Origin of the sequence: Dyella sp. (assembly GCF_035685885.1) — a bacterium.
Taxonomy (GTDB): domain Bacteria; phylum Pseudomonadota; class Gammaproteobacteria; order Xanthomonadales; family Rhodanobacteraceae; genus Dyella.
Window position 1 is genome coordinate 25,745 of sequence record NZ_DASRZX010000001.1, and the last position, 23,033, is coordinate 48,777.

General features: G+C 64.8%; 26 protein-coding genes, 1 tRNA gene and 1 other RNA gene. 13 read left to right on the plus strand and 15 right to left on the minus strand.

The window, feature by feature from the left end; all coding sequences use genetic code 11:
* Positions 1–24: 24 nt before the first annotated feature.
* The 5 genes from VFG49_RS00105 (at position 25) to VFG49_RS00125 (ending at position 4,407) form a co-directional block, all read left to right on the plus strand.
* The gene (locus tag VFG49_RS00105; RefSeq protein ID WP_324857146.1) at positions 25–621 is read left to right on the plus strand and encodes an aminodeoxychorismate/anthranilate synthase component II; all 597 of its coding nucleotides are present in this window, start codon (positions 25–27) and stop codon (positions 619–621) included.
* A complete protein-coding gene (gene trpD / locus VFG49_RS00110) occupies positions 618–1,691 on the plus strand; it encodes an anthranilate phosphoribosyltransferase (RefSeq protein ID WP_324857148.1) in 1,074 nt (357 codons plus the stop codon). The genes VFG49_RS00105 and trpD overlap by 4 nt, the downstream gene beginning before the upstream one ends.
* A gap of 42 nt (positions 1,692–1,733) precedes the next feature.
* Entirely contained in the window at positions 1,734–2,528 is a 795-nt protein-coding gene (trpC, locus tag VFG49_RS00115; RefSeq protein WP_324857150.1) for an indole-3-glycerol phosphate synthase TrpC, read from the plus strand.
* Between the two features lie 30 nt (positions 2,529–2,558).
* Entirely contained in the window at positions 2,559–3,236 is a 678-nt protein-coding gene (locus VFG49_RS00120) for an HAD family hydrolase (RefSeq protein WP_324857152.1), read from the plus strand.
* Positions 3,237–3,417: 181 nt separating this feature from the next.
* The gene (locus VFG49_RS00125) at positions 3,418–4,407 is read left to right on the plus strand and encodes a helix-turn-helix domain-containing GNAT family N-acetyltransferase (RefSeq protein WP_324857154.1); all 990 of its coding nucleotides are present in this window, start codon (positions 3,418–3,420) and stop codon (positions 4,405–4,407) included.
* A gap of 56 nt (positions 4,408–4,463) precedes the next feature.
* Here the strand turns inward: VFG49_RS00125 and crp are convergent, their stop codons facing one another.
* Positions 4,464–5,078 (minus strand): cAMP-activated global transcriptional regulator CRP, encoded by a 615-nt coding sequence (gene crp, locus VFG49_RS00130; RefSeq protein ID WP_324857156.1) that lies wholly within the window; start codon positions 5,076–5,078, stop codon positions 4,464–4,466.
* A gap of 357 nt (positions 5,079–5,435) precedes the next feature.
* Between crp and speD the strand changes: the two genes are divergently transcribed.
* Positions 5,436–6,221, plus strand: a complete 786-nt coding sequence (speD, locus tag VFG49_RS00135; RefSeq protein WP_324857157.1) for an adenosylmethionine decarboxylase — start codon at positions 5,436–5,438, stop codon at positions 6,219–6,221.
* Between the two features lie 148 nt (positions 6,222–6,369).
* On the opposite strand, the gene coq7 is transcribed toward speD, so the two are convergent.
* Both coq7 and VFG49_RS00145 read right to left on the minus strand, forming a co-directional pair.
* Complete coding sequence (gene coq7 / locus VFG49_RS00140) at positions 6,370–7,011, minus strand: 2-polyprenyl-3-methyl-6-methoxy-1,4-benzoquinone monooxygenase (RefSeq protein ID WP_324857159.1); 642 nt, start codon at positions 7,009–7,011, stop codon at positions 6,370–6,372.
* A complete protein-coding gene (locus tag VFG49_RS00145) occupies positions 7,008–8,228 on the minus strand; it encodes a (Fe-S)-binding protein (RefSeq protein ID WP_324857161.1) in 1,221 nt (406 codons plus the stop codon). The genes coq7 and VFG49_RS00145 overlap by 4 nt, the downstream gene beginning before the upstream one ends.
* A gap of 131 nt (positions 8,229–8,359) precedes the next feature.
* Between VFG49_RS00145 and rplM the strand changes: the two genes are divergently transcribed.
* The 5 genes from rplM to VFG49_RS00170 all read left to right on the plus strand — a co-directional run bounded on the left by rplM (position 8,360) and on the right by VFG49_RS00170 (position 11,028).
* Positions 8,360–8,788 (plus strand): 50S ribosomal protein L13, encoded by a 429-nt coding sequence (gene rplM / locus VFG49_RS00150; RefSeq protein WP_324857162.1) that lies wholly within the window; start codon positions 8,360–8,362, stop codon positions 8,786–8,788.
* A 9-nt stretch (positions 8,789–8,797) separates the two neighbouring features.
* Positions 8,798–9,190: a 30S ribosomal protein S9 gene (gene rpsI, locus VFG49_RS00155; protein ID WP_324857163.1), complete on the plus strand. Its 393-nt coding sequence runs from the start codon at positions 8,798–8,800 to the stop codon at positions 9,188–9,190.
* Between the two features lie 66 nt (positions 9,191–9,256).
* A tRNA-Gln gene (locus VFG49_RS00160) sits at positions 9,257–9,330 on the plus strand.
* 558 nt (positions 9,331–9,888) lie between these two features.
* Positions 9,889–10,599: a DUF4386 domain-containing protein gene (locus VFG49_RS00165; protein ID WP_324857164.1), complete on the plus strand. Its 711-nt coding sequence runs from the start codon at positions 9,889–9,891 to the stop codon at positions 10,597–10,599.
* 15 nt (positions 10,600–10,614) lie between these two features.
* Positions 10,615–11,028 carry a DUF6326 family protein gene (locus VFG49_RS00170; protein WP_324857165.1) on the plus strand — a complete coding sequence of 138 codons (414 nt, stop codon included), beginning with the start codon at positions 10,615–10,617 and terminating at the stop codon, positions 11,026–11,028.
* Between the two features lie 76 nt (positions 11,029–11,104).
* Here VFG49_RS00170 and VFG49_RS00175 read toward each other — a convergent pair whose 3' ends face one another.
* The 7 genes from VFG49_RS00175 to VFG49_RS00205 all read right to left on the minus strand — a co-directional run bounded on the left by VFG49_RS00175 (position 11,105) and on the right by VFG49_RS00205 (position 16,590).
* Positions 11,105–13,555, minus strand: coding sequence for a GH92 family glycosyl hydrolase (locus tag VFG49_RS00175; RefSeq protein WP_324857166.1), 2,451 nt, complete (start codon positions 13,553–13,555; stop codon positions 11,105–11,107).
* A 439-nt stretch (positions 13,556–13,994) separates the two neighbouring features.
* Complete coding sequence (gene rpiA / locus VFG49_RS00180; protein ID WP_324857168.1) at positions 13,995–14,636, minus strand: ribose-5-phosphate isomerase RpiA; 642 nt, start codon at positions 14,634–14,636, stop codon at positions 13,995–13,997.
* A gap of 26 nt (positions 14,637–14,662) precedes the next feature.
* Positions 14,663–15,130: an EVE domain-containing protein gene (locus VFG49_RS00185; RefSeq protein WP_324857170.1), complete on the minus strand. Its 468-nt coding sequence runs from the start codon at positions 15,128–15,130 to the stop codon at positions 14,663–14,665.
* A complete protein-coding gene (locus VFG49_RS00190; protein ID WP_324857172.1) occupies positions 15,127–15,747 on the minus strand; it encodes a 5-formyltetrahydrofolate cyclo-ligase in 621 nt (206 codons plus the stop codon). Before VFG49_RS00190 ends, VFG49_RS00185 begins: the two co-directional genes overlap by 4 nt.
* A 94-nt stretch (positions 15,748–15,841) precedes the next feature.
* Positions 15,842–16,028, minus strand: a non-coding RNA gene (gene ssrS / locus VFG49_RS00195) — 6S RNA.
* Between the two features lie 6 nt (positions 16,029–16,034).
* Positions 16,035–16,343, minus strand: coding sequence for a cell division protein ZapA (locus VFG49_RS00200; protein ID WP_414649008.1), 309 nt, complete (start codon positions 16,341–16,343; stop codon positions 16,035–16,037).
* A gap of 7 nt (positions 16,344–16,350) precedes the next feature.
* On the minus strand, positions 16,351–16,590 hold the full coding sequence (locus VFG49_RS00205) for a TIGR02449 family protein (protein ID WP_324857176.1): 240 nt from the start codon (positions 16,588–16,590) through the stop codon (positions 16,351–16,353).
* 102 nt (positions 16,591–16,692) lie between these two features.
* Between VFG49_RS00205 and VFG49_RS00210 the strand changes: the two genes are divergently transcribed.
* Both VFG49_RS00210 and VFG49_RS00215 read left to right on the plus strand, forming a co-directional pair.
* On the plus strand, positions 16,693–17,253 hold the full coding sequence (locus tag VFG49_RS00210) for a UPF0149 family protein (protein ID WP_324857178.1): 561 nt from the start codon (positions 16,693–16,695) through the stop codon (positions 17,251–17,253).
* Positions 17,211–18,560 carry an aminopeptidase P N-terminal domain-containing protein gene (locus VFG49_RS00215; RefSeq protein WP_324857181.1) on the plus strand — a complete coding sequence of 450 codons (1,350 nt, stop codon included), beginning with the start codon at positions 17,211–17,213 and terminating at the stop codon, positions 18,558–18,560. The genes VFG49_RS00210 and VFG49_RS00215 overlap by 43 nt, the downstream gene beginning before the upstream one ends.
* Before the next feature lie 27 nt (positions 18,561–18,587).
* On the opposite strand, the gene VFG49_RS00220 is transcribed toward VFG49_RS00215, so the two are convergent.
* The 5 genes from VFG49_RS00220 to VFG49_RS00240 form a co-directional block, all read right to left on the minus strand.
* Positions 18,588–19,793 (minus strand): CoA transferase, encoded by a 1,206-nt coding sequence (locus VFG49_RS00220; RefSeq protein WP_324857183.1) that lies wholly within the window; start codon positions 19,791–19,793, stop codon positions 18,588–18,590.
* A 98-nt stretch (positions 19,794–19,891) separates the two neighbouring features.
* Complete coding sequence (locus VFG49_RS00225) at positions 19,892–20,629, minus strand: hypothetical protein (protein WP_324857185.1); 738 nt, start codon at positions 20,627–20,629, stop codon at positions 19,892–19,894.
* A 433-nt stretch (positions 20,630–21,062) separates the two neighbouring features.
* The gene (gene cydX, locus VFG49_RS00230; protein WP_324857187.1) at positions 21,063–21,197 is read right to left on the minus strand and encodes a cytochrome bd-I oxidase subunit CydX; all 135 of its coding nucleotides are present in this window, start codon (positions 21,195–21,197) and stop codon (positions 21,063–21,065) included.
* A 15-nt stretch (positions 21,198–21,212) separates the two neighbouring features.
* Positions 21,213–22,343: a cytochrome d ubiquinol oxidase subunit II gene (gene cydB, locus VFG49_RS00235; RefSeq protein ID WP_324857189.1), complete on the minus strand. Its 1,131-nt coding sequence runs from the start codon at positions 22,341–22,343 to the stop codon at positions 21,213–21,215.
* 10 nt (positions 22,344–22,353) lie between these two features.
* Positions 22,354–23,033 (minus strand): cytochrome ubiquinol oxidase subunit I (locus tag VFG49_RS00240; protein ID WP_324857191.1); only part of this gene is annotated, 680 nt, incomplete at its 5' end.

Consider the following 23,033-nt stretch of genomic DNA (forward strand, 5'->3'; position numbering starts at 1 on the left):
CTAAATCAACACCTTGGCATCCCCATGCTCCTGATGATCGACAACTACGACAGCTTCACCTTCAACCTCGTGCAGTACCTGGGCGAGCTGGGGCAGTCGGTGAAGGTGGTGCGCAACGACGCGCTGGACGTGGCCGGCATCCGGGCGCTGAAGCCTTCGCACATCATGATTTCGCCGGGCCCGGGCACGCCGGACGATGCCGGTGTGTCGCTGGACGTGCTGAGCGAACTCGCCGGCGAGATACCTGTGTTCGGCGTGTGCCTGGGCCACCAGGCGATCGGCCAGGTGTTCGGCGGCAAGGTGATCCGTGCCAAGCAGATCATGCACGGCAAGACCTCGCCGGTGCGCCACCGCGGCCAGGGCGTGTTTGCCGGCTTGCCCGATCCGTTCGAGGCCACGCGTTACCACTCGCTGGTGGTCGAGCAGGGCTCGCTGCCCGATTGCCTCGAAGTCACCGCGTGGACGGAAAACGCCGATGGCTCGATCGATGAGATCATGGGCCTGCGCCACAAGACGTTGAACGTCGAGGGCGTGCAGTTCCATCCCGAATCGATCCTCACGCAATACGGCCACGACCTGCTGCGCAATTTCCTCGGCCTGCCGCTGAAGCTCGCCGCATGACGCCCGCCACACCCAAACCCGTGGGACGCCGCGTCACCATCACGCCGCAGGAAGCGTTGCAGCGCACGATCGAGCATCGCGAAATCTTCCACGACGAGATGATCGAGCTGATGGGCCAGATCATGCGTGGCGAAGTGAGCCCGCTGATGACGGCCGCGATCATCACCGGCCTGCGCGTGAAGAAGGAAACCGTGGGCGAGATCACTGGCGCCGCGCGCGTGATGCGTGAGCTGTCGGCCAAGGTGGAGATGCCTGCGCACGAGCATTTCGTCGACATCGTCGGCACCGGCGGCGATGGTGCATCGAGCTTCAATATCTCCACCGCCTCGATGTTCGTCGCGGCAGCGGCGGGCGCGCGCATCGCCAAGCATGGCGGGCGCAGCGTGTCGTCCAAGTCGGGCAGCGCGGATGTGCTGGAAGCGCTGGGCGCGGTGATCGACCTGTCGCCGGCGAAGGTGGCGCAGTGCATGGCCGACACCGGCATCGGTTTCATGTTCGCGCCCAACCATCATCCCGCGATGAAGGTGGTGGCGCCGGTGCGCAAGGAAATGGGCGTGCGCACGCTGTTCAACATTCTCGGCCCGCTGACCAACCCGGCCGGCGCGCCGAACATTCTGATGGGCGTGTTCCATCCCGACCTCGTCGGCATCCAGGTGCGCGTGCTGCAGCAGCTGGGCGCGAAACACGCGCTGGTGGTGTGGGGTCGCGACGGCATGGATGAAATCTCGCTGGGCGCGGCGACGCTGGTGGGCGAGCTGCGCGACGGCGAAGTGCGCGAATACGAAGTGGAGCCGGAGGACTTTGGCCTTGCCATGGCGTCCAGCCGTAATCTGCGCGTGGAAAACGCCGAGGAATCGCGCGCGATGCTGCTGGAGGCGCTGGAAGGTCATCGTGGCGTGCCGCACGACATCGTCTGCCTCAACGCGGGCGCGGCGCTGTACGCGGCCAACGTGGCCGATTCCATCGGGGCCGGCATCGATCTCGCGCGTGCCACCATCGCCAGCGGCGCGGCTCGTGCAAAAATGGACGCTTTCGTGGCTGCGACGCGGCGCCTGGCGGAAACGCCCTGACGCTCACGCCACTTTCATCCCCATTCCCCCCAAGCTTTTGCCATGACCGACATTCTCCAGCGCATTCTCACCCGCAAGACCGAAGAGGTCGCCGAGCGCAGCGCCAGGCTGCCGCTGGTGGAACTCTCCGCGCGCGTGGGCGGCTTGCCCGATACGCGCGGCTTTGCTTCCGCCATCGAGGCGAAGATCGACGCCGGCTTGCCGGCCGTGATTGCCGAGGTGAAGCGCGCCAGCCCCAGCAAAGGCGTGATCCGCAACGACTTCGACCCGGCGGCGATCGCGCGCAGCTACGAGCGGGGCGGGGCAGCATGCCTGTCCGTGCTCACCGATCGCGATTTCTTCCAGGGTAGCGAGGATTTCCTGCAGCAGGCACGCGATGCGTGTTCGCTGCCGGTGCTGCGCAAGGATTTCGTGATCGATCCCTACCAGGTATACGAGGCGCGCGTGATCGGCGCCGACTGCATCCTGCTGATCGTGGCCGCGCTGAGCGACGCGGCGTTGCTGGAGCTGTCGCTGCTGGCGGCGGAACTCGACCTCGACGTGCTGTGCGAAGTGCATGACGCCGAAGAGCTTGAGCGTGCGCTTGCGTTGCCGGTGCCGCTGATTGGCGTCAACAACCGCAACCTGCGCACGTTCCACACCTCGCTGGAAACCTCCGTCGAACTGCAGCAGCTGATGGAATACGACCGCATCCTGGTCAGCGAATCGGGCATCCACACGCCGGACGATGTCGCCCTGTTGCGTGACGCCGGCATCAACGCGTTCCTGGTCGGCGAGGCGTTCATGCGCGCCAACGATCCGGGCGCCGAACTCAAGCGATTGTTCGCTACCGAATAGGCTCCAATGTCCTCAGGGGAAACCAGTTCCATGCCGGAAGCGGCGGACGTCGTTGCGTCTGCGCCACGCACCGTGCTGTTCGATTTCGACGGCGTGCTGATCCACGGCGACGCCTTCTACCTGTTCATGCGCGATCTGTACCAGCGCTCGGTGCTGCGCAAGATCTGCGTACTCCTGGCATTGCCGTGGTTGCTGCTGGTCGTGCCGTTTTCGCGTCGCCATGCGATGCGCACCCTCGTCCATGTGGGGCTGCTGGGCCTGGGCGAGCAGCGCTACCAGGCCGTGGCGCACGCCTTCGCCGGCAACCTGGTGCGCCGTCCGAAACAGTTTTCGCGCGATGGGCTCCATGCGCTGCGCCGTCACCAGGCGGCGGGCGATCGCGTGATCGTGGTCACCGGCTGCGAGCATGTGCTGGTCAGCCATATCCTCGAACAACTCGGCCTGCGCGACATCGAGGTGCTGGCTTCGCAACTGCGTCCCGGCCTGCTGGGCATGCGCGTGAAGCTGCACAACATCGGACGCCGCAAGCCGGCGCAACTGGCCGCGTTCGGCGTGCGCGAGTGGCATGTGGCCTATAGCGATTCGCTGGTCGACATCCCCATGCTCAAGCCTGCCGCGGAAGTGGTGCTGGTCAACGGCACGCCTCAGCTGTGCAAGAAGCTGGAGAAGGCGTTGGGCCGCACCATCACGCGCGTGGACTGGTTCTGATCCAGGGCGGTATCCGCGCTCATCAGGCGCGCACGCCATGGCGCAAAAACTGCGAGATGGCGCCCGGGTCCGTCTCGCGGACGCGTACTGGGCGCGCTTCCGGGAGAAGCGGGCGAACTTGCCTTCGCTCCCGCAGCGGCCTATACGTCAGAACTTACACAAGTGTTTCAGGGGACCTCGCATGTACCTCCCGTCGCTCGCCCAATTGGCGCTCGGCAGCCGGCTCAAATCGCTCAGCGACCACTTCTACGCGGCGGTAGACGAGGTCTATCGCGGCTGTGGCGCGGGCGTGGAGTCGCGCTGGTTTCCGGTGCTGCGCTTCCTGTGGGAGCACGGCGAGACCACGGTCAGCGAGGTGGCCACTGCGATCGGGCAAACCCATTCGGCGGTGAGCCAGCTCGCCGACAAGCTGGTCGATGCGGGGCTGGTCGAGCGCCGCAAGGACGCCCAGGATGGCCGGCGCAGCCTGCTCGCCCTGACGGCCAAGGGACGCGAGGCGGTGTCGGCGCTCGGTCCGATCTGGGTGGCGGTGAGGCGGGGCATCCTGCGCTCGTTGGGTGAGGATGGCCTCAGGGGCCTGCTCGGCGCCCTGGCTGCCACGGAACAGGCTCTGGAGGAGCGTCCGGTGGTGGATGCGATGCTGGCCGAGCACGCCGCGCTGGTGAGCGCGAAGCTGGAGGTCGTGCCGTACGATCCCGCGTTGAAGGAGCACTTTTACCGCCTCAACGCGCAATGGCTGGAGCGCCATTTTCGCATCGAGGACATCGACAGGGAGCTGCTCGGTGATCCGGAGCGTCACGTGCTGGCGCCCGGTGGCGCGATCTTCTTCGCCCGCCTGGCCGGCGAGGTCATCGGCACCTGTGCGCTGCTGCAGGAATCGCCCGGGGTCTACGAGCTTTCGAAGATGGGCGTGGACGAAACCTTCCGCGGCATGGGCGCAGGGCGAAGCCTGCTGGCTGCCGCCATCGGGGAATTCCACCGACGCGAGGGCGAGGAGCTGTTCCTGGAATCCAACAGTCGCCTGAAGACGGCGCTGCGCATGTACGAGCAGGCGGGGTTCGTGCTGCAGCCGGCGGTACGCGCCGGATCGCACTACGAGCGGGCGGACGTGTACATGATCTACCAGCCCGGCAAGCGCAGCGGAACCAAGTCAGGCGCCGCCGAGGCGTAGCACGCGATGCCGTGATCCCGGCCTTCGCCGGGACCACGTTCAGTACGGGATCGCGCTCAGCGCGTCCCGCGCACGACGATGGTCTTGCCAGCCACGTCGATCATGCGCTGCTCTTCCAACTGCTTGAGCACGCGGCCCACCATTTCGCGCGAGCAGCCCACGATGCGGCTCACTTCCTGGCGGGAGATGCGGATCTGGGTGCCTTCCGGATGGGACATAGCGTCCGGCTCCTGGCACAGGTCCAGCAGCGTCTTGGAGATGCGGTTGGTCACGTCCATGAACGCCATGCGGCTCACCTGGCGCGACGTGCGCAGCAGGCGGTGCGTGAGCTGCGAGCCGATGGCGAAGAGGATCTTCGGGCATTCCTCGCGCAGCGGGCCTTCCATCAGCTGGAACAGGCGCTCGTAGCTGATCTCGGCCATCTCGCAGGCGGTGCGGGTGCGCACCAGTGACTCGCGCTGTGCCTGCTCCACGAACAGGCCCATCTCCCCGATGAACTGGCCTCGGCTCAGATAGGCGAGGATCAGCTCGCGGCCCTGCTCGTCCTCCGTGCACACGGCCAGGGAGCCATCCACGATGTAATACAGTGTGTTAGCCGGGTCCCCTGGCCGGATAATGGCGGTCTTGCCCGGGTAGCGGCGTCGATGGCAAAGCGCCAGGAAGCGCTCCATGGACGCGGGGTCCGGGGCAAAGTTGGCAGGCGCCTGGGAGCGTTCAAAAGCTTGCTGTAGCTGATATTTGAGTTGCGCCACGTTGAGTCCCGTCGATTCAATCCGGGGTCCGCAAGCGCCCCCCGGCAGTCAAAATCCTTCCCCTCAGGGCATTATGGCAAACTAATTTGACCTGCCGAAGGTTCAGTTTTCCCTTTTTTTGCCGCATACTTCACGGTCTTTCCGACGCGATGCTGTCGCGCTCCGGTCACAAGGGTCGTGGAAGCTTCCTGCTTTCACGTCGAATTATCCAGCGGGGACCCTTGTAGCTAACCCGCCTCTACTGCTGGCCACGCATACCGGCCATGGAGAGTCGCTGTGGTAAAACCGCTTCCGCGCCTGCGTCTGCAGGGCTTCAACAATCTGACCAAGGCCCTGAGCTTCAACATCTACGACATCTGCTATGCAGTGTCCGAAGAACAGCGCCAGCGCTACATCGAGTACATCGATGAGCAGTACGACGCCGATCGCCTGACGCAGATCCTGACGGATGTGGCCGAGATCATCGGCGCTAACATCCTGAACATTGCACGCCAGGACTACGATCCGCAAGGCGCCTCCGTCACGATCCTCATCTCCGAGGAGCCCGTGGTGGAGAAGCTTGGCCGCGACACGATTTCCGATGCCGTGGTCGCGCACCTGGACAAGAGCCACATCACCGTCCACACCTATCCGGAAACGCATCCGCACAACGGCATCGCGACCTTCCGCGCGGACATCGACGTGGCCACCTGTGGCGTGATCTCGCCGCTGAAGGCCCTGAACTACCTGATCGACAGCTTCGAGTCGGACATCGTCATCGCCGACTACCGCGTGCGCGGCTTCACTCGCGACGTGAGGGGCAAGAAGCACTTCATCGACCACAAGATCAACTCCGTGCAGGACTACCTGGCCAAGCACATCCGCCAGAAGTACGAGATGTTCGACGTGAACGTCTATCAGGAGAACATGTTCCACACGAAGATGCACATCAAGGACTTCGACCTTGATACGTATCTGTTCGAGGCACATGCCGACGATCTCTCGTTCAAGGAGCGCCAGCGCATCGAGTCGCTGCTGCGCCGCGAGATCGAGGAACTGTTCCACGGCCGCAACCTGATGTGATCCACGAAAAGCCCGCCGAAAGGCGGGTTTTTTCTTGCGCGCCGCTTGTCTGTGGGAGCGCGCCCTGTGCGCGAAAGCGAACAAGGCCGTGAAGCGGGAGAGGTATCAGTCGCGCACCGGGTGCGCTCCCGCAGACGAGATGCCCCTGCTAAATCCGGTACGCCACCGTCTTCATCACCATCGAAGACACATGCATCAACCCGGGAATGGGAAACGGCAGATCCACGCCGCCGCGCATCTTGGCGTCGTGCGCGTGGCGAATCTCATCGGCCTGCATCTGCTCCAGCACCGCACGCGAACGCTCGTCCTGCGGAGGCAGCCTGTCGAGGTGTTCTTCCAGGTGTGCTTCCACCTGGCGTTCGGTCTCCACCACGAAACCCAGGCTCACCGGATCGCCCGCCAGCGCCGCAAGCGCTCCGATCGCGTAGCTGCCGGCGTACCACAGCGGATTCAGCAGGCTGGGGCGGCTGTCCAGTTCCTTCAGGCGCTCGCTGCACCAAGCCAGGTGGTCGGTTTCCTCGGCGGCGGCATGCTGCAGGTGGGCGCGGTTTTCCTCATTGCGTGCCAGCGCGGCCTGCCCGTCGTACAGCGCCTGCGCGCACACCTCACCGGTGTGATTGATGCGCATGAGGCCTGCCGCGTGGCGACGTTCCGCATCGTCCATGTCGGCTTCGTCGAAGGCCTCGGCGGGTGATGGGCGTGCCGCTTCCGGCGCGCCTGCGACGGTTTCCAGTGCGCGCTCGATGCCGGCCAGCAGGCGGTCGAGCGGGGAGAGCGTGCGTGCGTTCATGGCGAAATCTCCAATTGCCGGGCCAGCAGGCTCAGCGGATGCATGTGTGGCCAGTGCCGGCCCTCGGCGTCCATGCCCGCAGCCAGGTGCAGGCGACAACCGATATTGGACGACAACAGCTGCTGCGGCGCTACGGTGGCGATCTGCGCAAGCGTGGTTTCTCGCAGGCGCGCCGCGCGTTCGGGAAATTCCAGCATGTGCGTGCCGGCCGCACCGCAGCAGTACGGTGCCCGCGGCACCACTTGCAGGTCGAGCTCGGGAATCGCGCGCAGCAACGTTTGCAGCGCACCTTCGTTGCGGGCGACATTGACCTGTGTGCAGGGGAGGTGCAGTGCCACGCGCCGGGCGAGTGGACGAAAACGCAGCTGCCCGATGCGCGAGGCGACGAGGCTTGCGGCATCGTCCACAGCCACATTCGGAAGCGCGCGACGCAACGTGCCCAGGCAACCCGGCGTGACGGTCACCAGATGCGTAGCGCGGGAGGCTTTCCAGGTCTCTTTCGCGCGTTCGGCCAAAGCCTCGGCCGCGTCCATTTCGCCACCGTGCAGATCGATCGCGCCACAACAGAAGGCCGGTAGCCGGACGACCCGATAACCCGCCGCGCGCATCAGCGTCATCGCGGCCTCCTCGGCATCCGCATCCTCGATGCTGGCCACGCAGCCGGGAAACAGCGCGACCGTGACAGCGTCGGGCGAGGGCGTTTCTTGCGCAGGCGTCGGTCGCACGGCTGCGGCTGCATCAGGCAGCGTCTGCAATGCGGCGCGCCAGGGCGAATCGGCCGGCAAGCGGGCCGCAAGACGCTGCCTCCAGCGAGCCATGCCCGCCGAACCACCCAGGCGGGCCGCCAGCCGCAGCAAGGTGGGCTGCTTCAGCAAGGTCAGCAGGCCGCGCGGACGGTGCTTGATGGGGCCGATCAAGGCTCGGGTTTCCACCAGCAATTCGCCGTATTTCACGTTCGCCGGGCAGACCCGCTCGCAATTGAGACAGCCCAGGCAGTGATCGAGGTGGAGCCGCAAGGCCTCCGTGGGCTCCGCGTCGCCCCGGGCCAGGGCCGCCGCGATCGCAATGCGCCCACGCGGAGACTCCGCTTCGCTGCCATCCAGGCCGTAGGTGGGACAGGTGGGCAGGCACAGGCCGCACTGCACGCACTGGTCGGCCAGGGCGCCGATCTTCTGTTCTCGGGTATTGGGGGGCTTTTCAAGCGCCATGCGGGTCATGCTATCATTGCCAGCTCGCATCCCACCGGTCGGTGGGCTTGCGCGATTGATGAAAACTCCGTTATCATCTCGCGCCTTTGTTCCACCGATTACGTGTACCGCCCATGTGGCGGCAGACCAGGTATTCTGAAATGAAAACGTTCAGCGCCAAGCCGGAAAGCGTCAAGCGCGATTGGTTCGTGATTGACGCCACGGACAAGACGCTCGGTCGCCTTTCGACCGAGATCGCCCACCGCCTGCGTGGCAAGCACAAGCCGGAATTCACCCCGCACGTCGACACCGGCGATTACATCGTTGTGGTCAACGCCGAAAAGGTGGCCGTCACCGGTGCCAAGCTGGACGACAAGATGTACCACCGCTTCACCGGCTACGTCGGCAACCTGAAGACCACGAGTCTGAAGGATCTGCTGGCCACCCATCCGGAGCGCGTCATCGAGATCGCCGTCAAGGGCATGCTGCCGAAGAACCCGCTCGGCCGCGCGATGTACCGCAAGCTCAAGGTGTACGGCGGTGCCGAGCACCCGCATACCGCACAGCAGCCGCAGGCGCTGGAAATCTAAGGAACCATCATGGCTATCCAGCAGAACTACGGCACCGGCCGCCGCAAGACCTCCGCAGCTCGTGTGTTCCTGCGCAAGGGCAACGGCGCGATTACGGTCAACGGCAAGACTCTCGACCAGTTTTTCGGTCGTGAAACCTCGCGCATGATCGTGCGTCAGCCGCTCGAGCTGATCGAAGCGACGGACAAGTTTGACGTCAACGTGACCGTTGCTGGCGGCGGCATCACCGGCCAGGCCGGTGCGATCCGCCTCGGCATCGCTCGCGCCCTGATCGAATACGACGAAAGCCTGAAGTCCCAGCTGCGCAAGGCTGGCTTCGTGACCCGTGACGCCCGCGAGGTCGAGCGCAAGAAGGTCGGTCTGCACAAGGCCCGCCGCGCTACCCAGTTCTCGAAGCGCTAATTCTCCTCGGAGAGTTGCTTCGACGGTTCGGTGCATCAAGTCAGAGCGCACCGCTCCGCAGGGTTTTGGGAGATCGTCTAACGGTAGGACAACGGACTCTGACTCCGTTTATCTAGGTTCGAATCCTAGTCTCCCAGCCAAAAAACAAAAGGCCCGCCTCACGGCGGGCCTTTTGTTTGGGTCTTGGAACGCTAGACGAAATACGTCTCGCCGCACGTCACGTGCCTCGCTCTTCGGACGATCGACTTCGCCGATGTCCGCTCCGGCATCCTTGCTTCCGCATTCGGCAAATTTGCTTGGAACAACAGAACAGCGCGCAGCGCTGGTCCCGTAGCGCGCAGCCCGGAGGGGTGAGCCATCATGGATGGGGCGAACAATCCTGGTCCCCGTTATGACGAGTAGTTCTTACGAAAGGGCAGCCTTCATCGCTGGCCTTTTATTTCGGACTGCGAAACAGTAGCCAGAGCCCGTTCGACGATTTGCCGTCACTAACTCATCACTTCACCCACGCAATCGCCCGCGTATGTACGCCACGATGCCATGTTGATACCGCGTCGCCACCCCATTGTGTTAGTGCCATGCCTAATGGCACACGCCGCGCTCAAGCGCTCCGCCTTACCGTCGTAGGCAGCAAGGCGACGGCGCGCGCGATGGACAGGTCGCGTCTCCTCGACACTCTGGCCACAAGGATGCATCCGATGATTCCGGATACCAGGCTTGGCAGGTTGGCGGGAATTCTCTATCTGATCGTGGTGGTCACCGGGCTTTTCAGTCTCGGCTACGTGCCTTCGCAGTTGAGCGTGCACAACGATCCGCTGGCGACGCTGGATCGTATCGCGGTGTCAGACGTGCTGTTCCGCTATGGCGTCGCGGCGTTCCTGGTCGAACAGGTGGCGTACCTGCTGCTCGCCCTCGTGCTTTTCCGGCTGCTGCGGTCGGTGGATCAGTCCATGGCTGCCGTCATGGTGGCCTTCGTGGTCGTGGCTGTGCCGATGGCACTGGTGGCACTTACTCATCGGCTCGGCGTGCTTTCGCTGCTGGAGCATGCCGGTCCGGATATCCACGATGCACAGCTTGCGCTGCAGGCGCGATCGCTGCTCGAGACTTATCGCAACGGACTGCTGCTCACCAGCCTGTTCTGGGGTCTGTGGCTGTTTCCCCTGGGCTACCTGGTCTTCCAGTCGGGCTTCTTGCCGAAGTTGCTCGGCATCTTTCTCATGCTGGGTTGCGTGGGCTATGTCGTCGACGTGTTCTGCAGTGTGCTGACCCCGCATTATGCGGACATGCCCATTTCCAGCTATATCACCTTGCCCGCGGCGATCGGTGAGATAGGCACGTGTCTGTGGTTGCTGCTCTTTGGTACCTCGCGTCCTTTTGCGCGACGCAGCGGCTTTCCTTCGGCTCCCTGATTCCAAGGACTTCCCATGGCATCGTTGCTCGAAGACATCAGGATCCCGGTGCGCTTCAAGCTCTCCGCGCTGTGGGCAAGCCTGATGTTTTGCTACATCTACGGCGATTACTTCGGCCTCTATCAACCTGGCAACCTGCAAGGCATGTTGCAGGGGCAGATGGGGCCCTTGGGTGACGTCACCCAAGGTGTGCTCCTGGGTACGGCGATGCTCATGGCCGCGCCGAGTGTCATGGTGTTTCTCTCGCTGGCCTTGTCTCCGGCGGCGTGTCGATGGGCAAACATCGTGCTCGGCGTGGCCTACACCGTCATCATCCTGATATCGATGCCGGGTGCCTGGCATTTCTACATGTTCCTCGGCGTCATCGAGGCAGTACTGTCGCTGTTGATCGCGGCGTATGCGTGGCGTTGGCCACGCGTGGCAGGCTGAGACAGCTGGCTGGCGCCGCTGCGGGTTGCCGCGCTCGCTAAATCAGCGTGCGCGGCAACCCATGCACCGAAGTGACTCAGCTGTTCCGCAAGGACGTCGCCGCCGACTTGCCGAAGGACGGTGGACGGTCCGCCAGTTCCCGGCCGAAAGCCAAGTTGGGCGTCGCGGACATGTGGAACACCAGCGTGCCGCCCTTGGCGAGTTCGGCATGCTCGATCCAGCTGCGCGTCCACGGTTTGCCGTTCCACGTGACCGACTGCACATAGGGACGGCCCGGTCCGTTGTCGATGGCCTGCATGGTGAGCTTGCGTCCTTCGGCCAGGGTGACTTCGGCGCGATCGAGCAAGGGTGAGCCGAACACGTAGTGCGCGCTTACCGGATCGACGGCGTACAACCCGAGGGCGCCAAGCACGTACCACGCGCTCATCTGCCCGCAATCCTCGTTGCCGGCAAGGCCATCGGGCTCGGGGAGATACATGGTTTCCAGCAATGCGCGCACGCGTGCCTGCGTCTTGTGGTGCGTGCCGGTGTACGCATACAGATAGGCCACGTGATGGCTGGGCTCGTTGCCGTGCGCGTACTGGCCCATCAAACCGGCAATGTCCGGTGGTGCATCGACGGGAATGATCGCCTTGGTGGTGAACAATGCATCGAGCTTGCGTTCGAACGCCTGCTCGCCGCCAAGCAGTTCCATGTACGCGTACAGGTCGTGCTGGTTGAGGAAGGTGGCCTGCCAGGCGTTGGATTCGGTGAAGTCCCGCCAGCGCGCGGAATGACCCATGCCCTGCGGATCGAATGGCTCAAGCCATTGCCCGCCTTCGCCGCGCGGGCGCATGAAGCCCACCTGCGCGTCGTATACATGGCGGTAATTGCGCGAACGTTCGCGCAACGCTTCGGCATCCGCATGCGCGCCGGCTGCCTCGGCCATGTGCGCCACGGCCCAATCGTCATAGGCGTATTCGAGCGTCTTGCTGACCGCTTCGCCGACCTTGTCGCTGGGGATGTAGCCGAGCTTGCGGTAATAGGGCAGGCCGCGATAGTCGTCGTCCATCGCGCGCTTGCGGAACAGCGGCCACGCGCGTGCATAGTCGACGCCCTGGAAACCCTTGGCATGCGCTTCGGCGATCACGACGGCAGAGTGGTAGCCAATCATGCAGCCCGTTTCGCGGCCCTGCAGTGGCCATACCGGCGGACCGTCGGGGCTTTCGGCCGCCATGCGCACCAGTCCGTTGACGAAGTCAGGCACGCGCTCGGGCTGGAACAGCGTGAGCAGCGGATGCAATGCGCGGTAGGTGTCCCAAAGCGAATACGTGCTGTAGTTGTGCTTGCCCGCGGGCAACTGGTGCACGGCCAGGTCCATGCCGCGATAACGGCCGTCCGAATCGCTGAATAGCGTCGGCGCCAGCATGGTGTGGTAAAGCGCGCTGTAGAACGTGCGCAGCGTGGCGGCCGACGTGCTCTGCACCTGGATGCGCGAAAGCTCGTGCTCCCATGCCTGCGCGGCGGCCTGCTGCACGCCTTCGAAATCCCAGCCGGGGATTTCCGCGTCGAGATTGCGCAAGGCGCCGTCGATGTCGACCGCCGAGATGCCAACCTTCACCAGCACCGGTTGCTTCGAGACATCGGCGATGCGCAGCGCCGCCTTCAGGTGCGCGCCTTTTGCTTCGTGCGTTCCCTCGGGCAATGCAATGTCTTCGGCGTACAGCGTGGCGTGCGAGAACGGGCGCGACACCTTCATGGCGAAGTAGAGATAGCGGCCCTTCGCCCATTGGTGCACGCGCCGGCCGCCGACCAGCGTGTCGTTGCCGATCAGCCGCAGTTGTGCATCGCTCACCACTGCGGGCTTGTCGACATAGTCGTGGTAACCGTGCGCGAGATCGACCAGCAGGTGCCCGTCGCCCTTGCCGTGGAAGCTGTAGCGGTGCAGGCCGGCGCGCATGGTCGCGGTCAGTTCGGCGAGGATGTCGTGATCGGTGAGGCGCACGCGGTAATAACCGGGGCGCGCCTGTTCCGAAGCGCGTTCATAGCGCGAGCGATAACCGTGGCCAGGCTTGCCCTCGACGCCTGGAGGAATCTGTTGCGCCGACACGGCTGCGTCGAAGCGCGAACGGTAGTTGGCATTGGGCAGCCCGCGCTCGCCCGGTTGCAGCAACACCGGTCCCTGCGCCGGCATCACCAGCACATCGAGCATGTCGCTGGCGCCGGTGCCGCTCAGATGCGTGTGCGAGAAGCCCATGATCGAGCCATCGCCCTGGTGGTAGCCCGAGCAGGCATCCCAGTCGGCGTCGTTGGTATCCGGGCTCAGCTGCACCATGCCGTAAGGCAGCGTGGCGCCGGGAAAGGTATGGCCGTGGCCGCTGCTGCCGACGAATACATCGACGTACTGCGACACACCTGTCGTGGCCGATGCCGCCGCTTCCGAAGCTGCCTTGGCGCCTTCGTCCAGCGTGCCGGCCAGCGAGGGCAGGGAAGGGCCGAGTACGGCGGCGGCGCCGAGGCCTTGCAGGAATTGCCGACGTGACACCATGCAGAACGCTCCTCCAACGATGGTTGCCGCGATGAGGCATCAGCGCAGGCCATCGGGAGCAACGGCGATCCCGAGCATCTGCCCAACACATCAAGCGGCCGGAAGCCGCCGTGGCGGGCGACTGTTTCGACTGACTCTAAAGAAAAATTTGCCTCGATCCAAATGCTTTCTGCGTCAAGCCCAACGCATTGATTCCAAACCGCTTGCGGGCATTTTTGCTGCAGGGCGACAGGGGGCATCGCAGGCCGGGGCGTCTACCGATCCTGGTTCACGGACCAAGGTCGGGCGAACTGCAAACCTCGCATCGCCGAACCCGCCGTGCATCGCCGTGGGCGTCTGCTACGAGTCGATCGACTGCGGCATTGCCATGCCGGTCGATTGAGAGCCCAAAAAAACGCCTCCGCAGGGGAGGCGTTTCGTCGATGGCGATGGCGCGCGCTTACAGCACCTTGTCGCCCACCAGCACCACGTTCGCGGGCCGGCGTGCAAACAGGCCCACCGTCACGATGCCCGGGATCTGGTTGAGGTCGCTTTCGAGCGCCACCGGGTCGGCGATCTGCCATCCGTGCACGTCGATCACCCAGTTACCGTTGTCGGTGACCACGCCATCGCGCCACACCGGGTTGCCGCCGCGCTTGACGATCTCGCGACCGACCAGGCTGCGCGCCATCGGGATCACTTCGATGGGCAACGGGAACTTGCCGAGCAGGTTCACCAGCTTGCCCGAATCGATGATGCAAACGAACTGGTCGCTGGCCTCGGCGATGATCTTCTCGCGCGTGAGTGCCGCACCGCCGCCCTTGATCAGGCGCTTGTGCGGATCGCATTCATCGGCGCCATCCACGTAAAGCGTGAGCCTGCCGGTGGCATTGAGGTCGAGCACGGGAATGCCCAGGCGCTTCAAGTGTGCGGTGGACTGCTCCGAACTCGACACCGCGCCCTGGATGCGATCTTTGAGATCCGCCAGCGCATCGATGAAGAAGGCAACCGTGGAACCGGTGCCGACGCCGACGATGGCGCCGTCCTCGACATAGCGGATGGCGGCTTCGCCGGCTTGGCGTTTTTCGTTGGCGCTGCTCATGGGTAAATTCCGGTAAGGGGAAAGCGTTATTCCATCGCCAGGACGTGGCGCCAATCGGCGGCGTCCACCGGCATCACCGACAGGCGGTTGCCCTTGCGCACCAGTGGCATCTCGACCAGCGCCGGGTCCGCCTGCAGTTCCTTGAGTGTGATGGTGCGCTTGAGCTTCTTGACGAACTTCACTTCGACCAGCATCCAGCGCGGGTTGTCGCGCGAGGCCGAGGCGTCGAAGTATTTGCTCTTGGGATCGAACTGGGAGGGATCGGGATAGGCGTCAGTGGCCACTTCCGCCACGCCGACGATGCCGGGCTCGTCGCAGTTGGAGTGGTAGAAGAACACCTTGTCGCCCACGCGCATGCCGTCGCGCATGAAGTTGCGCGCCTGGTAGTTGCGCACGCCGTCCCAGGCTTCCTGGCCCTTGCGCTTTAGGTCATCGATGGAAAACGCATCGGGCTCGGACTTCATCAGCCAGTGTTGGGTGGGGCGCTTGGTCATGCGTGGGCTTCTCCATCCTCGCCAGCGGCGTGGCAGTCGATCAGTTCGCGGTCGGTGGCGATGAAATCCAGCGGCACGTCCCAGGGCTGCTCGTCGATCCGGGGCAACTCCTGGAAGCCATAGGCGATGCCCACCAGCAAAGGCTCGGTGGGGCGGACCTGCTCGTTGAGGAAGGCGAAGGCGCGGTCGTAATAGCCGCCGCCCGTGCCCAGCCGATAGCCACGACGATCGAAGGCCAGCAGCGGCACCAGCACGAGGTCGAGCTGGAAGGGTTCCAGAAGTTCCTGGGGCGATACCGGCTCAGGAATGCCGTGGCGATTGGGCTGCACGTCCTCGCCGGATTGCCACGGAGCGAAGCGCAGGCGATGGTTCGGGCCGATCACCGGCAGCAGGAACTGCTGGCCGCGCGTGGCCAGGGGCGGAATGACCAGGTTCAGCGGCAATTCGCCATCGCAGGCCCAATAACCCGCCACGCGGGCATCGGTGAGGTATTCGGGCAACTGCTCCAGGCTGCGACGCAGGCCTTGTGCGGCGGCGATGCGCTGTGGCGGCGTCAGCGCGCGGCGCTGGTCGGCCAGTTGCCGGCGTAGTTCGCGTCGCTGGGCGGTGGCGTCCACGTTCGCGTCTCCTGCAAGGCGGGCCCGCGGACGTCCTGCGAGCGGTCCTGAACCGCCCGGCGCGCCAGGCGCCGGGCAGGTTGGGAATGAGGTGGCGTTAACCGCGATGCCGCTGCCCACCAAACGACCTTGATCCACGATGGATCAGGTGGGAGGGCGACATGGTCTCAAGGCTTTCCGCACGCGGCGGACATGCACAACGACCGATGAAAAGCCGACCCGGGGCCGTATTTAGGAACAAGGCAAATGTAAGAGTGTGCTGGCGCACACCGCAGAAAACGCCGTGACTATTTTACTTGGGCGTCCAGTGCGGCTTCAAGCTTGCGGCGCAAATTCGCCAGCTCGTCGATCACGCCCTTGTCTGAACCGCCGTGCTGCTTGCGCAATGCAAGGAATTCATGCGTGACACTGATGGCGGCCAGCACGGCGAGCCTGTCGAAGCCGGGCGCTTTGGCGTTGGCACGTAATTCGCGCATCTTGCGATCGAGGTAGGCGGCGGACTCCAGCAGGCCTTCGCGCTCTTCGGGCGCGCAGGCGATGAGGAATTCGCGATCCACCAGCCGCAGGGCAACCGGTTCGCTGGCGTTGTTGCTCACGCTGCTTTCAGCCATTGGTCTCAAGCGCCTTCAGTCGCTGGATCATCGCTTCGACGCGGCTGCGCGCCTGTTCGTTGCGTGCCATCAGGCCAGCGCGTTCACCGGCCAGTTGTTCCTGGCTATGGCGCAGGCTGCGGTTTTCCTCGGAGAGGCGGCGCACGGTGTCCAGCAGGCGATCGACCTGCTCGCCGAGGGCTGCAAGCTCCAGCTTGACGGGGTCTGGCTTGACGGGTTCGGGCGCGCTCATGGCCCGGGACTATAGCAGGAGGTCCGAGCAAAACAGCAGGCTCCGGCACGTTCCGGAAGGCGCTGCATTAAACTGGGCGTTCGCCCTGAATGGAGTACCGCCATGGCCGCCGAAGAGATCATCGGCTACGACGAACTGGACGACACCGTCGTTCATCTGAAACTGGCCATCCCGGCCAGCGAACTGCATGGTTCGCTTTGCGGTTTCCTGGCCGGTGGCGGTCGCGTGGGCAAGCAGTCGCTGGTCGAAGTGCTGCACCTGGACAACGAAGTAAAGCCCACCGGACGCGACCAGGCCTTGCTGGAGCGACTGGTGACGCAGAGCGAGGCCGAGCTGGCCGATCCCGAGCTGGGCTTTGAACCCTTGCTGCCCGCCGATGATCGTCCACTGCCCGAACGTGCCGAAGCGCTGGGCGACTGGTGCCGAGGCTTCCTGGGCGGCTTTGGGCTGGCAGGCGCGGAGACGCATCGCAAGTTGTCCGATGAGGCGCAGGAGATCCTGCGTGACCTCGGCACGATCGCCGCGTCGGCGTTCGACTTTGGCGACGAGGGCGAGGACGAGGATGCGTTGATCGAACTGCATGAGTTCGTGCGCATGGGGGCCATGTTGCTGTTCGCCGAATGCGCCAAGCGCCCGGCCGCCCAGAACGACACCCTGCATTGAGCATTTCGCCCGAGGAATACGCGCGCCGTCGCCGCCAGCTGATGCGCATGGCGGGCGACGATGCCGTGCTGCTCATCGCCGCCGCACCCGAGCGCGTACGCAATGCCGACGCCAACTGGCCGTACCGGCAGGATTCGGACCTGCACTACCTCTCAGGCCTTCCCGAGCCCGAGGCAGTGCTGGCCCTGCTGCCGGGCCGCAAGCACGGCGAAACCGTGCTGTTCTGCCGTGAGCGCGATGAGGAACACGAGCGCTGGCACGGCGAGACCATCGGCACGGATCGCGCGGTGAGCGAACACGGCATGGACGACGCGTTCCCGATCGACGACATCGACGACATCCTGCCCGGCATGATGGAGGGTCGCGCTCGCGTCTACTGTCATTTCGGCAGCGAGCCCGAGTTCGATGCGCGCCTGCTCGGCTGGATGCGCCGCCTGCGCCAGCTGCGCGGTGGCGGCGTGGTGCCGAAGGAATTCGTGGCATTGGGGCATCTGCTGCACGACCTGCGCCTGTACAAGTCGCGCGGCGAGCTGAAGCTGATGAAGACCTCCGCGTCGATCGCGGCCGAAGCACATCTGGCCGCCATGCACGCGGCAGTGGCAGGGCGCCACGAGTACGAAGTGGAAGCGGAGATCCTGCGCGTGATGCGCAGCCGTGGCGCGGTGCCTGCCTTCCCGCCGATCGTGGCGGGCGGCCACAACTCCTGCGTCATGCACTACACCGCCAACCGTGCCTTGCTGCGCGACGGCGACCTGCTGCTGGTCGATGCAGGCGCTGAGATGGACTGCTATGCGTCCGACATCACGCGCACCTTCCCCGTCGGTGGGCGCTACAGCCGCGAGCAGCGCGCGTTGTACGAGGTGGTGCTCGCCGCCCAGTTGGCAGCCATCGACGAGGTGATGCCCGGGCGCGCATTCAGCGCCGCGCACGAGGCGGCCGTGCGGGTGATCGCCGAAGGGCTGTGCGCGCTCGGCCTGATCCAGGGCAACGCCGACGACGCGATTGCCGAAGGCAGCTACAAGCGCTTCTTCCCCGTCAAGACCGGCCACTGGCTGGGCCTGGACGTGCACGACGTGGGCGACTATCGCGTGGACGGCGAGCCGCGCATGCTCGAACCGGGCATGGTGGTAACGGTGGAGCCGGGCATCTACGTGCCGCCCGGCGACCTCAGCGTGGCCGAACGCTGGCGTGGCATCGGCATCCGCATCGAGGACGACGTGGCGGTCACGCGTGACGGCAACGACGTGCTGACCTCGGGTGTGCCCAAGGATGCCAACGACATCGAAGCACTGCTGGCCGCGCGCTGATAGCGACGCGGCCCGGCAGGGGGCGGATCAGTCCTCGCCCCGCGGCACGAAGGCGCCGATGGCGGTGAGGATCTCGGCACCATCCTGGTTGAGCGCCGGCGCCGCGAAGGCATTGGGCCCCGGCGTGCGGCCGAATTTCACCGGATGCGCGACGCCGCGATAGCGGCCCACGGCAGGATGCGTGAACGTGTCGATCATGCCCTCGGCCAGCACCTGCGGATGCTCGAACATGTCCTCGATGCGGCGGGCAGCAGCGCTGGGCACGTCATCGCCGAACAGGGCCTCCCACTCCAGCGCGGTGCGCACGGCAAGTGCCTCGTGCAGCTGCGGCACGATCTCCGCGTAATGTTCCGCGCGCTTGCGCACGGTGTCGTAGCGCGCGTCATCGCGCAGTCGTTGCAGTCCGGTCTTCTCGCACAGCGCTCGCCAGAAATGCGGCGTGTTCGCCGAAATGTAGATGTAGCCCTCGCGCGTGGGATGGATGCCGGTGACGCCACCCGAGCGCATGTCGCGACCGATGTCGAGCGATTCGCCTTCGGCCCATATCATCCGTGCCGACTGCATGGTGAGTGCGCTGCGCAGCAACGACACGCCCACGAACTGGCCCAACCCGCTGCGTTCGCGTTCGAACAGCGCGGAGGCCACGCCGGCGGCGAGCAGGGCGGCGGCGTAGTAGTCCACCACCGAGCCGTAGATCACTTCCGGCGGACCGCCGCGCTTGCCCTGCAGCGCGCACATGCCGGTCATGGTCTGCAGCACCTGGTCGTAGCCGGCCTTGTCCTTCATCGGGCCGTTCTCGCCATAGCCGGTGACGACGCAGTAGATCAGCCGCGGATTGATGAGGTTGAGGCGATCGTGGTCGATGCCCAGGCGCTCGGCGACGCCGGGACGGAAGTTGTGCACGAGCACGTCGGCGTCGCGCACCAGCTTGAGCAGTGCGGCGTGATCTTCGGCACGCTTGAGGTCGAGCACGATGCCGCGCTTGCTGCGGTTGACGCCGAGAAACGCGCGGCTCTCGCTGGCCAGCGTGGAAGGGTACTGGCGCAGGTTGTCGCCGCCGGGCGGCTCGATCTTGATGACATCGGCGCCCTGGTCAGCCAACAGCGTGCACCCGTAAGGACCGGCGATGTAGGCGCTCAGGTCCAGCACGCGGATACCGGCGAGGGGGCCGGCTTCTTCGCGGGGTATGGCATTCGACTCAGGCGAAAAGGTTTCCATGTGCTGCGTGTTCACTCGATTCCAGATGCCCGATGCGGAGATTCACTCTGCAACAGGGGGTGTGAAAGAAGAAGCTGGCGAAGCTAGTTTCTCGCTGCACAATTCGTTGTGCTTCAGGCGAGCGCCGGCGCCAAAGGCAGCCAGGTGAGTCGCCACGTACCGTCCGTGCGTCCGCCGGCGCAAAAATACGGCGCAAATTCCAGCGGTGGTCGATAACCCAATGCAAGTCGCACCCTGGGCATGGCATCGGCGGCACGGGGATGGAAGCTCAGCCATGCATCCGGCTCGCCTTCGGGCAGGCGCAGGGATTCCTCGAGCTTGAAACCGTCGATGAGGCCGGTGGCGTAGACCAGCGGGCCGCAGGTAACGGCGATGTATTCGAAATGCAGCACTTCCTGCCTGACGTCGCTGCCGTCGGGTGCTTTCGATTCCTGCACGTTGCGGTTGATGGCGCGATGCAAGGCGGGGCACATCGGCAGTTGCAGCGACACCATGTCGCCGTCGTGCCATTCGCGCTCGATGGTTGCGTAGTCGCCAGCGCTAAGCGGCAGATCAGTGGGTTCCCCGTTGATGTGCAGGCGGGCATCCGTCGCCCAGGATGGAATGCGCAGCCTCAGCGTGAAGCGGACGACATCGTCCGTGCTTACCTGCAGAGTGATCGCGCCATCGAACGGATAGCGCGTTTGCTGCTTCAGCACGACATCGCGGCCTTGCGTCCGGAAGCGCGTTTCGCCTGCGCCATACAGGTTCACGCTGAGCGTGTCGCCCCGCTGCGCATACGCGATGGCTGGCAGTTCCTCCAGCGCCATCGCGCCGCTGGACTTGCAGCAGCGCCAGTAAGTGGTATGCACGCGCTTGCCGTTGGGAAAAACGTAGTAGCACCAGTCTTCGCCATCGGGTGCCTGTGCGGCGAGCAGGTCGTTGTAGGCCGAGCGTTCGATACAATTCCGGACGGGACCCGGGGACGAAAAGCTTGCTGCGCATGGGGTGGTCCGTCGGTCGCCGTGATCTTCAGTGCGGGCGAGTGTGCGTGACCGATACCGCGTGAATCGAGCGAACCCAGCATGTTCAATCGATAGTTTTTGTTTCGATTGACGTCGGGTCTGGTGCTGCGCTGCGGCGCAGGATGGGCAGACGATGCTCGCTGCTACGCACGGCGCTGCGCGGCGTGGCGTGCTGCAACCGCGTCAATCCTGCGTGGCGATGCGACGGGGAAAAAGAAAAAGCAGGGCCACCGGCACGCTGCCGCGCCGGTGGCCGATGTTTGCGGTGCCAACCAGGGCGTCAGCGACCCACCGGAGGGCGCGGCTCCTCGCGCGCATGCGCTTCATCGGTGGCGTGCACCTCGTACCACATCGCGTTGAGGATGCCGAACGCGCAGGCAAGGCCGAGGCCGAGGATCCAGGCGAAATACCACATGACGTCGCTCCCCTCTCAGTAACCGTGGCCGGACTGGCGCACGTGTTCCAGCGTGACGCGACCGCGCACCACGCGGTACACCCAGCTGGTGTAGATGATGATGATCGGCATGAAGATCACCGCCATGGCCAGCATCAGTCCCAGCGTGCCCTTGCTGGACGAGGCATCCCAGACCGTCAGGCTCGAGCGCGGATCCAGCCGCGAAGGCAGCAGGAACGGAAACAGCGCAAAGCCCGCGGACAGGATGGTGCCCGTCACCATCAGGCTGCTCCAGATGAAGCATGCAAGGTTCTTCCTGGCCACGCTCAGTTGCACGCCGATGGCGCCGACGACACCGAGCACCGGTGCCAGCCAGAACCAGGGATGCTGCATGTAGCTGGCAAACCAGCTGCTGCCGACCGCGACCTGCTTGTACAGCGGATTGGATACGCCGTCGGTGACCACCGGTCCGGCGATGGCGAAGCCGGGCACGCCATAGGCGAGCCAGATGCCGGCCAGGATGTAGAACAGCACATAGGCGAGGGTGGCCCAGCGGGCGATACGTACTGCGCGATCGGCGACCACGTGATCGGCCTTGTAAGCCGCCCAGCAGGCGCCGTGGGCCAGCAGCATCGACAGCGAAACCAGTCCGGCCACCAGCGCAAACGGGTGCAACAGCTCGAAGAAGCTGCCGTGCCAGCTCATGCGCAGGTCGTTATCGAACTGAAACGGTACGCCGAGGAACAGGTTGCCGAAGGCCACGCCCGATATCAGCATCACCACCACGCCCGATGCGATCAATACGCCATCCCACAGCGCGCGCCAGCGTGGATCGTGGACCTTTCCACGGAAGTTGAAGCCCACCGGCCGCAAGATCAGCGCGACCAGCACCAGGAAGATGGCGAGGTACATGCCCGAGAACGACACGGCGTAAAGCTGCGGCCATGCTGCGAAGGTCGCACCGCCGGCGAGCACGAACCACACCTGGTTGCCTTCCCAGGTAGGTTCGATGGTCTCCAGCAACACCAGCCGCTCGTCATCGGTACGTCCCAGCACGCGCAGCAGCGCCGCGATGCCAAAGTCGAAACCATCCATGATGGCGAAGCCGATGAAGAGGATGCCCAGCAGGGCCCACCAGATCAGCCGCAAGGATTCATAGTCGAACATGGCGTGCTCCTCAGGCGCCGACGCGGGCGGCAACGGTGGTCACGGGTGGCTCGGGCTCGGACGGTGGCCACAATCCCAGTCCATCGGGACCCTTCTTCGCGTACTTCACCATCAGCACCGCGTCGATGATCGCCAGCACGCTGTAGAACAGCACGAAGCCGCCCAGCGACGTCCACACCTGCCCCGACGTGACGCTGGAAACGCCCAGTGCGGTCGGCAGCATGCCCTCGATCGCCCACGGCTGGCGTCCATACTCGGCGACGATCCAGCCCAGCTCCGCGGCAAGCCACGGCAACGGCAAGCTCCACAGCGCGAGCGTTAGCAGCCAGCGGCGCTTGTCGAGCTGGCGCTTGCTGGCTTGCCAGAACATCACTGCGAACAGTGCGATGAAATAGAAGCCGCACGCCACCATGATGCGGAACGACCAGAACAGCACCGGCACGTTCGGGATGGTGCTGTCCGCCGCCTTCTGGATGTCGGCCGGCGTGGCGCGGCGCGGGTCATCCATGAAGCGCTTGAGCAGCAGCGCGTAACCCATGTCCTTGTCGTGCGCGGCGAGAATGGCTTTCGCTTGTGCGTTGTCCTTGTCCTCGCGCAGCACCAGCATGGCGTCATAGGCGAGGATGCCGCCGTGGATGCGGCCCTTGGCATCCTCCACCAGGTTGGCGATGCCGGGGATCGGCTTGTCGA

Coding starts and splice junctions, on each gene's coding strand:
- VFG49_RS00105 (WP_324857146.1), top strand. CDS start 25: ATGCTCCTGATGATCGACAACTACGACAGCTTCACCTTCAACCTCGTG.
- trpD (WP_324857148.1), top strand. CDS start 618: ATGACGCCCGCCACACCCAAACCCGTGGGACGCCGCGTCACCATCACG.
- trpC (WP_324857150.1), top strand. CDS start 1,734: ATGACCGACATTCTCCAGCGCATTCTCACCCGCAAGACCGAAGAGGTC.
- VFG49_RS00120 (WP_324857152.1), top strand. CDS start 2,559: ATGCCGGAAGCGGCGGACGTCGTTGCGTCTGCGCCACGCACCGTGCTG.
- VFG49_RS00125 (WP_324857154.1), top strand. CDS start 3,418: ATGTACCTCCCGTCGCTCGCCCAATTGGCGCTCGGCAGCCGGCTCAAA.
- crp (WP_324857156.1), bottom strand. CDS start 5,078: ATGGAGCGCTTCCTGGCGCTTTGCCATCGACGCCGCTACCCGGGCAAG.
- coq7 (WP_324857159.1), bottom strand. CDS start 7,011: ATGAACGCACGCACGCTCTCCCCGCTCGACCGCCTGCTGGCCGGCATC.
- VFG49_RS00145 (WP_324857161.1), bottom strand. CDS start 8,228: ATGACCCGCATGGCGCTTGAAAAGCCCCCCAATACCCGAGAACAGAAG.
- rplM (WP_324857162.1), top strand. CDS start 8,360: ATGAAAACGTTCAGCGCCAAGCCGGAAAGCGTCAAGCGCGATTGGTTC.
- rpsI (WP_324857163.1), top strand. CDS start 8,798: ATGGCTATCCAGCAGAACTACGGCACCGGCCGCCGCAAGACCTCCGCA.
- VFG49_RS00165 (WP_324857164.1), top strand. CDS start 9,889: ATGATTCCGGATACCAGGCTTGGCAGGTTGGCGGGAATTCTCTATCTG.
- VFG49_RS00170 (WP_324857165.1), top strand. CDS start 10,615: ATGGCATCGTTGCTCGAAGACATCAGGATCCCGGTGCGCTTCAAGCTC.
- VFG49_RS00175 (WP_324857166.1), bottom strand. CDS start 13,555: ATGGTGTCACGTCGGCAATTCCTGCAAGGCCTCGGCGCCGCCGCCGTA.
- rpiA (WP_324857168.1), bottom strand. CDS start 14,636: ATGAGCAGCGCCAACGAAAAACGCCAAGCCGGCGAAGCCGCCATCCGC.
- VFG49_RS00185 (WP_324857170.1), bottom strand. CDS start 15,130: ATGACCAAGCGCCCCACCCAACACTGGCTGATGAAGTCCGAGCCCGAT.
- VFG49_RS00205 (WP_324857176.1), bottom strand. CDS start 16,590: ATGAGCGCGCCCGAACCCGTCAAGCCAGACCCCGTCAAGCTGGAGCTT.
- VFG49_RS00210 (WP_324857178.1), top strand. CDS start 16,693: ATGGCCGCCGAAGAGATCATCGGCTACGACGAACTGGACGACACCGTC.
- VFG49_RS00215 (WP_324857181.1), top strand. CDS start 17,211: ATGCGCCAAGCGCCCGGCCGCCCAGAACGACACCCTGCATTGAGCATT.
- cydX (WP_324857187.1), bottom strand. CDS start 21,197: ATGTGGTATTTCGCCTGGATCCTCGGCCTCGGCCTTGCCTGCGCGTTC.
- cydB (WP_324857189.1), bottom strand. CDS start 22,343: ATGTTCGACTATGAATCCTTGCGGCTGATCTGGTGGGCCCTGCTGGGC.